The organism is Microcoleus sp. Pol10D4 (genome assembly GCF_036701555.1).
GTDB lineage: Bacteria > Cyanobacteriota > Cyanobacteriia > Cyanobacteriales > Microcoleaceae > Microcoleus.
This window is the reverse complement of sequence record NZ_JAUBRA010000039.1, coordinates 19,821-33,202: the sequence shown is the minus strand read 5'-3', so window position 1 is coordinate 33,202 and position 13,382 is coordinate 19,821. Positions and strand designations below refer to the sequence as shown.

General features: G+C 46.6%; 10 protein-coding genes. 8 read left to right on the top strand and 2 right to left on the bottom strand.

The features are described from left to right. Positions 1–38: 38 nt before the first annotated feature. From QUA36_RS19075 to QUA36_RS19050, 6 genes are all read left to right on the top strand, one after another. Positions 39–185 carry a hypothetical protein gene (locus QUA36_RS19075; RefSeq protein ID WP_333451437.1) on the top strand — a complete coding sequence of 49 codons (147 nt, stop codon included), beginning with the start codon at positions 39–41 and terminating at the stop codon, positions 183–185. Positions 186–457: 272 nt separating this feature from the next. Then, complete coding sequence (locus tag QUA36_RS19070) at positions 458–1,174, top strand: pentapeptide repeat-containing protein (protein ID WP_333162103.1); 717 nt, start codon at positions 458–460, stop codon at positions 1,172–1,174. A gap of 62 nt (positions 1,175–1,236) precedes the next feature. Continuing rightward, positions 1,237–1,530 carry a hypothetical protein gene (locus QUA36_RS19065; RefSeq protein ID WP_333458736.1) on the top strand — a complete coding sequence of 98 codons (294 nt, stop codon included), beginning with the start codon at positions 1,237–1,239 and terminating at the stop codon, positions 1,528–1,530. 203 nt (positions 1,531–1,733) lie between these two features. Further along, positions 1,734–2,465 carry a cytochrome c biogenesis protein CcdA gene (locus tag QUA36_RS19060; protein WP_333233091.1) on the top strand — a complete coding sequence of 244 codons (732 nt, stop codon included), beginning with the start codon at positions 1,734–1,736 and terminating at the stop codon, positions 2,463–2,465. Between the two features lie 272 nt (positions 2,466–2,737). Next, positions 2,738–4,150 carry a cytochrome c biogenesis protein gene (locus QUA36_RS19055; protein WP_333458735.1) on the top strand — a complete coding sequence of 471 codons (1,413 nt, stop codon included), beginning with the start codon at positions 2,738–2,740 and terminating at the stop codon, positions 4,148–4,150. A 411-nt stretch (positions 4,151–4,561) separates the two neighbouring features. After that, positions 4,562–6,028 carry a TerB family tellurite resistance protein gene (locus QUA36_RS19050; protein ID WP_333458734.1) on the top strand — a complete coding sequence of 489 codons (1,467 nt, stop codon included), beginning with the start codon at positions 4,562–4,564 and terminating at the stop codon, positions 6,026–6,028. Positions 6,029–6,154: 126 nt separating this feature from the next. On the opposite strand, the gene queF is transcribed toward QUA36_RS19050, so the two are convergent. Continuing rightward, on the bottom strand, positions 6,155–6,574 hold the full coding sequence (gene queF, locus QUA36_RS19045) for a preQ(1) synthase (RefSeq protein WP_333154950.1): 420 nt from the start codon (positions 6,572–6,574) through the stop codon (positions 6,155–6,157). A gap of 145 nt (positions 6,575–6,719) precedes the next feature. Between queF and QUA36_RS19040 the strand changes: the two genes are divergently transcribed. Beyond that, the gene (locus QUA36_RS19040; protein WP_333458733.1) at positions 6,720–7,316 is read left to right on the top strand and encodes a hypothetical protein; all 597 of its coding nucleotides are present in this window, start codon (positions 6,720–6,722) and stop codon (positions 7,314–7,316) included. 84 nt (positions 7,317–7,400) lie between these two features. Here the strand turns inward: QUA36_RS19040 and speD are convergent, their stop codons facing one another. Beyond that, complete coding sequence (gene speD, locus QUA36_RS19035) at positions 7,401–7,823, bottom strand: adenosylmethionine decarboxylase (protein WP_006633984.1); 423 nt, start codon at positions 7,821–7,823, stop codon at positions 7,401–7,403. A 530-nt stretch (positions 7,824–8,353) separates the two neighbouring features. On the opposite strand from speD, the gene QUA36_RS19030 reads away from it, so the two are divergent. After that, positions 8,354–13,261, top strand: coding sequence for an ATP-binding protein (locus tag QUA36_RS19030; protein ID WP_445301444.1), 4,908 nt, complete (start codon positions 8,354–8,356; stop codon positions 13,259–13,261). The last annotated feature ends 121 nt before the right edge of the window (positions 13,262–13,382 follow it).

Below are 13,382 nucleotides of genomic sequence, written 5' to 3'. Positions count from 1 at the left end.
TGGGCTTAGTTAGTGATGCCGATCGCAATTCAGAAAAAATGCGTCTACAACCCTTTAAAGATATGGTTTTCAGGCGAGCTGGGCGGTTTCTTTCTTCCCATATTGAGCAGTTTATACCAGGATTGTTTGCAGGTATGCCCCTGGGAGAGCGATCGCAACTGCCCACCACAAGTATTACTTTGTAGCGATATTGCACGGGCAAATCCCGATCGAACTTGCGGTTATCTTATACCAGGTTTTTAGGAAAAAAATTAGTTTGGCGGCGAGGTATTTGTGAATCAATCGGTTTGATAGCTCAAAGCGCGTCTAACATAACCAGAGTTAAGTTTGTGCCTGCACCCACCCTGATTAACCTTTCACTACACTAATATTTTTGAGTAGTCTTGCTGAGGAAAGTTGGCGATTATTTGCTATGCTTTGATTAGACATCAATAATTTATGGCGCAAATAAGTGTCAATGAAAAGAGTTATGAGGTTGAAAACTTTATTCGCTGCTGTGTTGGCGATCGTCCTGTTCACTCTCTACTTAACTCCTCCTGTGATGGCCGCTAATGCGGAGGATTTGAGTCACCTATTAAAAGATAATTGGTGCGTCAGCTTTCTGTGGAAGCAATGCGATTTGAGCGCTGTCGATTTGCGGGGCGCTAATCTCCAAGAAGCCAATTTGTCCGGCGCTAATTTGTCCAATGCTAATTTGTCCGGTGCTAACTTAAAAAATGCGGATCTTTCTGACGCAGATCTCAGTGGCGCTAATTTAGCAAATGCTGATATTTTAGGTACGGATCTCAGTCGAGCCAATTTGACCGAAGCTAATTTCAACGGCACGAAGTTGTGGGATGCTAATCTGACTTTGGCAAATCTGAGCCGCGCCAATTTACAAGATGCTAATGTCTTAGATTCTCGACTTTGGGGAAGCAATCTCACCGAAGCTAATTTAGCTGATGCGACGCTGCACGGTGCTGACTTGCAATATGCTAATTTGGCAGACAGTAATTTGACAGGTGCTGACTTGCACAGCTTCTTTTTCCGAGGTTCCAAACAAATAACCAATTTGAGCAATGCTAATTTAGAAGGCGCTATTTTAACTGGCGCAAATCTCAGAGGTGCGGTGCTGGCAGGGGCAATAATGCCAGACGGCTCTATTAATGAAGAAATTGGCTTTAATTTAAAGTAAAGTTAAATTAGAGTCTGTCTGAATAATGTCAATAACAGGCTTTTGCCCCGATTTCGCAGTCAATGAATTATCTGGTGCAAGAGGCGACGCCCGTTGTCAACAGCTTGTTGAGGATGCTGTCAAGATATCAATTTAAACCAGGGTGCGATCGACCTTTTAACTCCCAAGCTGCACCCCTTGCCAACAGCTTGTTGAGGATGCTGTCAAGATATCAATTTAAACCAGGGTGCGATCGACCTTTTAACTCCAAACCAGTAAATATCGCTAAAATCTTAAATCTCAAACCGAACCTGCGCGCATCTGTTACAATTTTCAACAAAGCCAGAACAGCCCCGAACCTGAAGTCACCTGCCTAGGGATACCACCCCGCGACAGGAGTCGTGGAGAGCAAAAATATTAGATATTTAGTTTAAACTCCCAGATTCATCTGTAGAGTCTCTCTAAAATCTAAAATCGATTGTGGAGTCCATCTAAAATCTAAAATCTAAAATCTAAAATCGATGGGCTGTGGAGTCAATCTAAAATTTAAAATCTAAAATCTAAAATCTAAAATCGACAGATGGAAACCCTGCAAACCCAACTTTACGAACTCGCACAATTTGCTAATAATTTAGTAAATACTCAACTGACAAACCTCAGTTTAGTCAGCGTCGGAGTCATCTTTCTGGCAGGGTTGCTAACGAGCTTAACGCCCTGTATGCTTTCAATGTTGCCGATCACGATCGGCTACATCGGTGGATACGAAGCAAAAAGCCGCCTGCAAGCTGCCGCCCAGTCTGCGTGGTTTTCCCTGGGATTAGCCACCACCCTTGCAGGTTTGGGTATTGTAGCATCATTTGCCGGACAAGTTTACGGGAAAATTGGCCTGGGTTTACCGATTCTTGTCAGCATTATTGCTATTCTAATGGGGCTGAATTTACTCGAAGCTTTACCCTTACAAATGCCGTCTTTCGACGCTGTGGGGTGGGTGCCGAAAGATTTGCCGGCGGGCGTGCGATCGTACTTATTGGGCTTAACTTTTGGTTTAGTAGCGTCTCCCTGCAGCACTCCGGTTTTAGCTACACTCTTAGCTTGGGTTTCCAAAACAGGAGATACAGTTTTAGGTGGTGTGTTGCTGCTGTTTTACGCTGCTGGCTACGTCGCTCCGCTGATTATAGCAGGTACTTTCACTGCAAGCATTAAAAAGTTGTTAGAATTACGTCGGTGGTCGAGTTGGATTACGCCTGTTAGCGGCGTTTTGCTAGTAGGATTTGGTGTTTTCTCTCTGCTTTCCCGCATCCTTCCCGCGTAAGTTTCGTAGTCAGGGCTTCAGCCCTTATTTAGAGATATAGCAATCACTACGGAATGCGTGAATTAATTTTTTTTAAACAAACCGCGAAGACGAAGGAAGAAAGAAAAGACAAAGACTTAAAAAAATAATTGAGACTTACTCGATAATAAGAATAATAATATTTATTCATTTTTTGTTTTTCCCTGCTCTTTCTTCCTTCTTCCTTCTTCCTTCTTCCCTCTTCCTTCTTCCTTCTTCCTTCTTCCTTCTTCCCTCTCCCTTCATAATTACCAATGACATCAAAAGAAGTATTTCTATCAAAACTCTCAAACTGGGCGACTGCCCCTCAAAGGTTTTTCAAACGAGAAATCTTGCCGATACTCGCAGATTTACGGCTGGCAATTATCTTGCTGCTGACGATCGCATTTTTCAGCATTTCCGGCACCGTCATCGAACAAGGTCAATCAGTACCTTTTTACCAATCTAACTATCCAGAACACCCCGCTTTGTTCGGCTTCCTAACTTGGAAAGTTGTGCTAATTGCAGGACTTGACCACGTATACCGCACTTGGTGGTTTTTGTCAATCCTAATTCTGTTCGGGAGCAGCTTAACAGCTTGTACATTTACCCGACAATTTCCAGCATTAAAAGCCGCCCGCCGCTGGAAATTTTATGAAGAACCAAAGCAGTTTGAAAAATTAGCTCTCAGTGCGGAATTAGAAACAGTTGCTTTAAGTTCCTTAGAACCACTTTTGCTGCAAAAAAACTACCGCATATTTCGAGAAGGCGAAAAAGTTTATGCCCGCAAGGGAATAATTGGCAAAATCGGCCCGATTATTGTTCACGCCAGTATGCTAATTATTTTAGCTGGGTCGATATGGGGCGCAATGACGGGATTTCTCGGTCAAGAAATTGTTCCCAGCGGCGAAACATTTCAAGTGCAGAATATCCTGGATGCGGGGCCTTGGGCCGGGCCGCAAATACCGAAGGATTGGTCGATGCGAGTTAATCGGTTCTGGATTGATTATACTCCCGAAGGCGGAATAGACCAATTTTACTCTGACCTGTCAGTTTTGGACAAAACAGGCCAAGAGGTCGATCGCAAAACCATCCACGTTAACGAGCCCCTCAGATACCGGGGAGTCACTTTTTATCAAGCAGATTGGGCAATAGCCGCCGTGCGAGTTCGCCTCAACAAAAGCCCGGTTTTACAATTGCCAATGGCTCAGTTAGACACCCAAGGTAAAGGCCGAATTTGGGGAGCTTGGATTCCGACAAAACCAGATTTGAGTGCGGGGGTTTCTCTGCTAGCAAAAGACTTGCAAGGAACGATGTTAGTGTACGGTACGGATGGCAAATTGTTAACTACTGTTCGCGCCGGCACGGCGGTTGAAGTTAACGGAGTGATGCTGACAATTGACGAAGTGGTAGGCAGTACGGGATTGCAAATTAAAGCAGATCCGGGTATTCCGATCGTTTATACTGGCTTCGGGTTGCTGATGCTTAGTGTGCTGATGAGCTATCTGTCTCACTCACAGATTTGGGCTTTGGAAAAAAACGGCAAACTATATGTCGGCGGGCGTACTAATCGCGCTCAGGTGACTTTTGAAAGAGAAGTTGTGGAGATTTTGGACAAGTTGGCAGAATCGAAACAAGAGGAAGAAAAGAGCGAAATAGCGCCGACTTCTCTAGCGAATCAAAATTAATTTTATGGTGGGCAATTCCCACCATTGATGTCAACAACCAGGTAAAAGGTAGTATCAGTCTTCTGTCTGAGTCACAATCCCCTCGATCTCTCCTAGCCCCCCTTAAAAAGGGGGAAGAGCATTCAAAGTCACGCCCTACTCCCTTTTTAAGGAGATTTAGGGAGATAGAGACTCGACTACAAGCGACCTTCATTATGGGTTTGAGCCTGGTTGGTGACACGAATGCAATAGATTTTATATCGGAAAATAAGTGAATTTACGTAAATTATGGTACTGCTAATCAGGGAACTTTTAATAAAAGTCAGTGACTATACAATTGTAAATCTTCACAACAAGAGATATCATCTACCAATAGTTATTTAAAATTTAAAACCTCAATAACTATGGCTCAACTTATCCTGGTATTTTTTTATGCCAATTATCGTTCCTTTTGTCCTTCAAACAGTTTTACCTATACTCAGTGCGCTTTTCGCTCTTTTGATTCCTGTACTGGCTCCTGTTATCAAGTTCGCTCTGACTCGCCTTCCCAAAATTCCCTCATATATTCGGCTCCTCAAAATTTTGTATTCAGATATTGACTCATCTGCCAAAGAGCGAAAATTTATTACTGTTGGACTACTGGTAATTAGTAGCATTGTGACTTTCATGGCTTATTCCGTTATACCTTGGACGGGTGTACCCCTGATCGGTGCTATTACCAGTCCCATTGCTGGCGCTATTGCTCTTGTGGTGGCACTGGCACTTTTAGATATGATTTTTGACATGAATAAAGGCTATTACTTAGAGCGACTAAGAGGAAAAGGTTTTGCTGGATTAAATGACATAGAAACCGATATTAAAGATTTAAAAGATATTTTTGGCCAATCCTGGAAGAAAGTTAAATCTACTATTAACGAGGCCAGCCAGAAAATTTATGAAGAGGGCTGTAAGCGTGGCATCAACTTTAGTGATAAATCTTATCAAAGCTATATCGATCGTGAATTAGAAGGATTGAATGTATATGTTGGTAAAAATTCAGTTGCAGAGTATGAAGGTATAAGTGCCGACTTATTAAAGCAAAATAAGGGGCAAGATTGGACAAAAGATGCTTTTGCACTAGGGACAGGTGCAACTGTAGGGGCTTTGGCTGGTGTTGGCGCTTCAGCAGTTGCGACCTCAGTATTTGCGCCGGCTAGTATTTGGACAACTATCCACAGCATTCCTTTGATTGGGGGCTTGGTGGGCAGTTCAACGGGTATTGTTGTCAGTGCAGGGTACTACTCATTACTAACATTTGCTGCTCCTGTTGGACTGGGAGTATTAGCAACTGTCGGGATTTACAGCGGTCTGACGGGCTGGAAAAATCAAGAAGAAGCTGCCAAGATGAGCAAGTTTTTATCAGAGATAATTATGGCTGCTTTACCAATGGCTTGGATTGATGGTGAATTAGATGACAAGGAGAAAGATACTATACATAGATTGATGACTACCTCCGGTATGAGAAAGGAAGAGCGAGATTTAGTTCGCAAAGCCATAGAACAACGGCAAAAATTTGATGAAATCATGAAAACGAGTATTCCTTTTGATGAAGAACATCGGGAAAAAAGTTGTAGTCAAAGCAATAAAGAGCGACTAAAGCATCGCCTAATATTATGTACAGCTTGGGAGATTGCCGTTGCTGATGGCAAAATTGATTTGTCAGAATTACATCTTCATAACTGCATGGCAGATAAGCTAGGTATTTCTCGTGAGGAGGTGAAAGAAATCCGGCGGGCGATAAACATCAAGCATGAGCAAGAGCTTTGGCTGACGGAAGCCTTAGAACCAAAGGGTTCCAAGACTAAGTTATTGAGCGTCCGCGAACAATACCGCCTCCAACCAGCAGCAGATAATCTTTAGTCTTTGATAACAATTTATCTCGTTAAGTGAGCAAGGGCTAAAAAAACAGAATACTCAGATACCCGACTTCTTTAAGAAGTCGGGTATCTAAAAGCCCTGATAACAGACATTTAAAGGCTGAGCCTTCTACTTCTGGTGCGACACCTCAATCACTGTGTGGACGTTCCCCCGTGGCGAAAAATCGCCCTTGATCGTCGCTTCCAGCGGCGCGCAAGCTGCCACAAAATCGTCTAAAATTTGATTGATCGATTCTTCGTGAGAAATGTAGCGATCGCGATAACTGTTGACGTACAGTTTCAGCGCCTTTAACTCTACCACCCGCTCGTCTGGCACGTAAGTAACGTGAATTGTCGCAAAATCGGGATAGCCAGAAAACGGACACTTGCAAGTAAACTCTGGCAACGTAATGTTAATCGAGTAGCGCCGCCCGACTCGCGGATTCGGGAAAGTAATTAACTCCCCTTCCAAAATCTGGCGTTCGCCGTATTTCATTTCCTCGGTGCTTGACTTTTGCGACATAGTTTGTTCCGGTGCGTGGTTGTTCATAGCGATCGACTAAAAACTTGTAACATTAAATTAATTTTACGTTCAATATCTGTAACAAATATCTTGACGAATTGTGTTGCGATCGATCTAATTGCAAATACTCTCAGGCTAAACTAAAACAAGCTCACCCTCGCCATCTACAATTATGCAAAATACTACCTTATCTGACAATACTTCCCCTGAAAACTCAAATAGTTACTCTCCATCGGTACCAATTTCCCTCTATCGAGAAGTCACGGCAGAGCTCCAAGCTGCCCAAGCGATGGTGGACTCCCTCAAAACCCACAATCAGCAATTAGTCCAACAAAATGAACAACTGCGGCGAGAAGTAGAAACAGTAGTTCAAGTATCCCAACAGTTACAGCAAGTAGTCAACTCAGCTCAGAGCATCACCCAGACAGGGATGCCTCAAATGCCGTCAGTCAAATTCAATTTCAGCGTTCAACCTCCCCCCCCACCACCTGCAATCTCGCAGACCAACTCTGCCATACCTCAACCACCTCAGACAGTGGCTTTCCCCTTCCCACTACCGGAACCGGAGCCAACAGCCGCCTCGATGCCGCAGCCACTTCCCGAAAAATTATTTACAGAGGTGCCGGAAACTCCTTACCGTGTGAGATCTCAAATCAAAAAAACCTCAGATTTAAGTGGATTGTGGTTGGCTATCGCGATTTTTCTGATTGTGATTGCAGCTTTTGGTGCAGGTTATTTAGTAGTCCGCCCTTTATTAATGAAAAAGTAAATTCCAACAAGAATCCCACGGTTCGATCCGTGGGATTTTAAACAAAACCTAGCATAAATTGTTCAAAGTTACGCTAATTGGCCATCATCCTCTCGCGGCACTGGTTTCTACTGAACGAGGGGCATACTGCTCTTCACAAGCAGAACCTACGATTCCCACCCCTGGCTCGAAACCGCGCGTGAACTCAGTGAGTTTTACCTGTTTAGCTTCCAAAGCTGTCTGTAGCACCTTCATGGCTCGGTGAGGGTCGCCGGCTCCGCAGAAAAATAAGTCTGCGGCAAAATAACCGTGTTCAGGCCAAGTATGGATTGCTATATGAGACTCAGCCAAAGTAGCAGTAGCTGTCACTCCGTGAGGACTAAACTGGTGTACGCACAAATCGATGAGAGTAGCTCCTCCGGCTTCGATCGCATCGAGAATAGCGCGGCGGATACGTTCAGGATCGTTGAGCAGGTCTCCAGGAGACTGCCAAGCATCAGCGACCAGATGGGTTCCCAATTGTTTCATTCTGCGGGGTTTTACCTCTATTGATTTTAAGTCTCAAACCTTTTAACGTTAGCACGATGTCAAAAATTTGGCAAGTATGTTTCACAAAGAAAAATGAAGATTAGGAGAAATACCTACCACCAAGCGCTGCCTGTATGGTGGGATCAAACTGTCTCACAGGTAGATGCCACTAATGGAATTCGTGTTGTTTCAGCGCTGCCAAGTTCTTCTCAAACAACCTTGTTTGATTAAAGCAATCTCTTGTTTCCAGTGGCTAAAAACCAAAGCTCGATCGTTCCGGCTGTGGCGGAATTGATATCAGATCGAAAGGCCAAAGATGGACGGCTATGCTCTCATGCGTAAAATTTGGCAGATCCTAGACGATCGCCCGGCGGGCAGATTCCAGCGCTCGCTCTGGCAGCCTATGCTGTAAAAGTTGACCAGCAACAGGCGATCTCCGCTGGGTGTCTGGCGTCACCTAGCTAAACCCGCCCGGTCAGCCGAGATAGTATCGTTGCCCGTTTGTGTGGGATCAATGGAAAGACAAGCGCATGATCCAGCAGTATCAACTCGTTGAACAGATTTTTGCAGGAAATAGCGAGATGGCGATGCTGATGCGATCGCACGATTGGTCGCAAACGCCGCTGGGGGCTGTCGAAACCTGGTCGCAAAGCTTAAAAACCGCGATTCGGATCATCTTAGGCTCTCGCTACCCCATGTTCGTCTGGTGGGGACAGCAGATGACCAAGTTTTATAACGATGCTTACATTCCTATGCTCGGCAAGCGACATCCGCAAGCACTAGGTCAGCCTGCATCACGGGTATGGGCTGAAATCTGGGACACGCTAGGCCCGCAAGCAGAAGCGGTTTTGAACCAGGGACAATCGACGTGGAATCAAGAATTGCTTCTGCTAATGGAGCGCAACGGGTATACAGAGGAAACCTACTTTACCTTTTCCTACAGTCCGGTGGCGAATGATGATGGCCCTGTGGGGGGTATTTTCTGCGCCTGTAGCGAGGACACTCAGCGCGTTTTGAGCGATCGCCGCTTGGCAACGCTGCGCGAATTAGCAGCAGAAACAGTCACCGCCAAGACGCAAGAAGCAGCTTGCGAGATTGCCGCCACCGTATTGACCAATAACGCCTATGACATCCCGTTTGCACTGTTTTATCTACTCGATGGCGAAAGCGAGATCGCACGACTCGCGGGTACAACAAGGTTAGCAGCCGGAACCCTTGCCTCTTGTGAGGCGATCGAGCTTACATCCGCCCAAAAGTGCCAGTGGCAATTGAAGCTTGTCATGGAGACGGGCGAAAGCAGAATCATTGAAAATTTGGAGGCGCAATTTGGACTTTTACCGGGCGGCGCGTGGTCCCAATCTCCCCATCAAGCGGTAGTTCTACCACTAGCTCGATCGGGAGAAACCTTCGGGTTCCTGATTGCTGGAGTGAGTCCGCTGAGAACGTTTGATGATGATTACAAAGGTTTTTTTGACTTGATGGCAGGGCAGGTGACAACAGCGATCGCCAACGCCCAAGCTTACCAACAAGAGCGTAAACGTGCCGAAGCATTAGCTGAGTTAGACCGTGCTAAAACCACGTTTTTTAACAATGTGTCTCACGAATTCCGCACGCCGCTGACCTTAATGCTGTCGCCGTTAGAAGAAACGATCGCCAACCTGGATGGAACAATTCCACCTCAAGAACGGGAACAATTACAGTTGGTGCAGCGTAACGGAATGCGGCTGCTCAAACTCGTCAATAGCTTGCTCGATTTCTCACGCATCGAAGCAGGTCGAGTCCAAGCATCTTATGAACCTGTAGATTTGGCAACCTATACGGCGGAACTTGCTAGCACGTTTCGATCGCTGATTGAACGGGTGGGAATGTCGCTAATTGTTGACTGTCCACCCTTGCCAGAAGCGATTTATATCGATCGCGAAATGTGGGAAAAAATCGTTCTCAATCTATTATCAAATGCCTTTAAGTTTACGCTAGCGGGAACAATTACGGTTCGATTACGGTGTGTAGAAAAATGTGTTGAATTAACGGTTTCAGATACAGGGGTCGGGATTCCGTCCGAAGAACTACCGCATTTATTTGAGCGATTTCATCGAATCAAAAACTCGGAAGGACGGAGTTTTGAAGGCTCCGGCATTGGGCTGTCGCTGGTGCAAGAACTCGTCAAACTACATGGGGGAGCGATCGATGTCAGCAGCACTTTTGGGCAGGGCAGTTGCTTTACAGTGACGATTCCTACCGGAACAGCTCATCTGCCGCCGGAGCGCATTGGCGCCAGCCGCACGTTAGCATCAACGGCGTTAGGCGCGATGCCCTATGTCGAAGAAGCTCAACGCTGGTTGCCAGAAGGCGATTTTAGATTAGAAAAATGGAGCATGGCTCCATCCACTCATGAACTCGTCAATCAACCCGCTCAATCTAAAATCCAAAATCTAAAATCTAAAATTCTCCTGGCAGATGACAACGCTGATATGCGCGATTATATTCGACGACTCCTGAGCGGTTCTTATATTGTTCAAACCGTCGCCGATGGCGTTGCTGCTTTGACTGCCATTGAGCAGAATCTACCCGATTTGGTATTAACCGATGTGATGATGCCGGGGATAAATGGGTTTGAGTTGTTGCGATCGCTGCGTTCTAATCCCGCAACCCAAGACATTCCGATCATTCTATTATCAGCCCGCGCAGGCGAAGAAGCTCGCATAGAAGGACTTGAAGCTGGAGCCGATGACTATCTAATTAAACCGTTCTCGGCGCGTGAACTACTGGCAAGGGTAGAAGCCAGTTTGAAACTGGCACGGCTGCGGCAGGAAGCAACTGTGCGAGAGCGAACCATTCTGGGGCGCGTCACCGATGCGTTTATGGCAATGGATCTCGACTTTCGCTTTACCTACGCTAATGAAGCCGCACAACGAGTGTCGCGAACTCCCCTAGAAGCAATGCTGGGCAAAACGATGTGGGAAGCATTCCCAGGCACGATCGGCAATCAGTTTGAATTCCAGTATCGCAGAGCATTGAGCGAGCAGGTTGCGGTGGACTTTGAGGAATATTATGCTCCGTTTGATTTGTGGGTTGAAGTTCACGTTTATCCTTCACCGACGGGGCTGTCTCTTTTCTTCCGGGATATCAACGAGCGCAAAAAAATTGAGCAGGAACGGGAACGGTTTCTTGCCGTCGGTTCGGATTTGCAAGTGATTACGGGAATAAACGGGTATTTCCACTGGGTCAGCCCAACCTTTGAACGAACCCTCGGCTGGACACCGGACGAAATGACATCCCGCCCCTGGACTGAGTTTGTCCACCCGGACGACCTGGGCCCATCTATTGCAGAAACCGATAGTCTGTTCTCGGGTAACGAAACCTTTACGTTTGAAAACCGTTACCGCCACAAAGACGGTTCCTATCGCTGGTTTCTCTGGAATGCCCAGCCGTACCCAGAAGAACAAGTGATTTACGGCGCTGCCGTTGATATCACCGATCGCGTGCGCGTTGAAAACGAGCGCCAACGGGCGGAAGCAGCCTTGCGTGAAAGCGAGGAGCAGAGTCGGAATATTCTGGAGAGTATTGGTGAAGCATTCTTTGCCGTGGATGAAAACTGGCGGTTCACCTACGTCAATCAATTCGCCCAAACCTTGCTCGATCGCATTCCGGGTGATTTGATTGGCAAGAATTTATGGGAAGAATACCCAGGACTGATTGGCAACGAGTTGGAGCCGATCTATATGAGCGCAATGCGCGATCGCGTGCCTGCATCAATTACGGCGTTTTATCCCGACCACGATCGTTGGTACGAACTCCGCACCTACCCTGCGGCAAAGGGAATCACCGTTTATTTCAGGAATGTCACCGATCAAATTCAAGCGGAAGCAGCCCTGCGCCAATCGGAGGAACGCTATAGAACGCTGTTTGAGTCGATCGATGAAGGCTTTTGCATCATTGAAATGCTGTTTGATGCCAATGACACGCCGATCGATTACCGCTTCTTAGAAACCAATCCGGCGTTCGAGCAACAAACGGGACTTCGACAAGCCGCTGGTAAAACGGCGCGTCAGTTAGTCCCCGATCTTGAAGACCACTGGATTAAGATTTACGCTCAAGTCGCCCTGACAGGTGAAGCTGTTCGGTGGGAGAATGGCTCTGAAGCAATGAACCGTTGGTTCGACGTTTATGCCTGCCGCACCGGGCAGCTAGAAGCGCGAAAAGTTGCCGTCGTGTTCAAAGATATTAGCGATCGCAAGCGCATCGAAGCCGAACGAGAACAACTCCTACAACGAGAACAAACCGCACGGGAAGCCGCGGAAACCGCCAACCGTATCAAAGATGAGTTTTTGGCGGTGCTATCCCATGAATTGCGATCGCCCCTCAACCCGATTCTCGGCTGGTCGAAGCTGTTGCAGCAAAACAAACTGGGCGCTGCAAAAACGGCTAGCGCCCTTGCCTCGATCGAACGCAACGCCCAACTCCAGTTACAACTGATTGATGACCTGCTCGACATCTCCCGCATTCTGAGCGGCAAACTGAGTTTGAATCGGATGTCCGTTGATTTGAATAGGGTGATCTCGGCCGCGTTGGAAACCGTTCGGCTAGCAGCCGAAGCCAAGTCGCTGGAAATTCAAACAAGCTTTTCACCCGGCATCGGAATGGTAATGGGCGATTCCGGGCGCTTGCAGCAAGTAATCTGGAATCTTTTATCCAATGCCGTGAAATTCACCCCTCAAGGCGGGCAAATTAGCGTTAGGTTAACCCAAACTGCAAGTTATGCCCAGATTCTTGTCACCGATACAGGAAAAGGCATCAATCCTGAGTTTCTGCCTTATGTGTTTGAGCATTTTCGGCAAGAGGATGGAGCCATAACTCGTAAATTTGGGGGTTTGGGACTGGGGCTGGCGATTGCACGTCAAATTGTGGAATTGCACGGCGGCAAAATTTGGGTTGAGAGTAGGGGTGAAGGACGGGGAGCCAGCTTCACCGTTGAACTTCCCCTTTTGCATACCGCGAATATGCTTGAAGAAGTTGCCGATACAACAGAAGCTCGATGGGACGATCTTCACCTGGCCTCTGTGCGCGTGTTGGTTGTGGATGATGAACAGGATTCACGCGAGTTTGTGGCATTTGTAGCGGAACAAGCCGGAGCCAAAGTGACTGCCGTTGGGTCTGCGATCGAGGCACTGCAACTGCTCTCAACCACACCCTTCGATATCCTCCTGTGCGATATCGGAATGCCAGATATGGATGGCTATATGCTAGTGCGGCAAATGAGATCTCTACCACCAGAGCTGGGCGGGCAAATTCCGGCGATCGCCCTGACTGCCTATGCTGGAGACTTTAATCAGAAACAAGCTCTTGCTGCGGGGTTTCAACATCATGTTGCAAAACCTGTCGAAGCGAATGAGTTAGTCAAAGCAATGCTGAAATTGCCTCTGAGACTGCACCGCTGAGTCCGAATTTTAATAGATTGTCGATCGCCCACAATCTATTAAAACCCGTCCCCACAACTGAATTATGACTCTTGAATCCTGAATTTTTTATTCTTAAAAGTTTTGAGTTTTGAATTAAAGA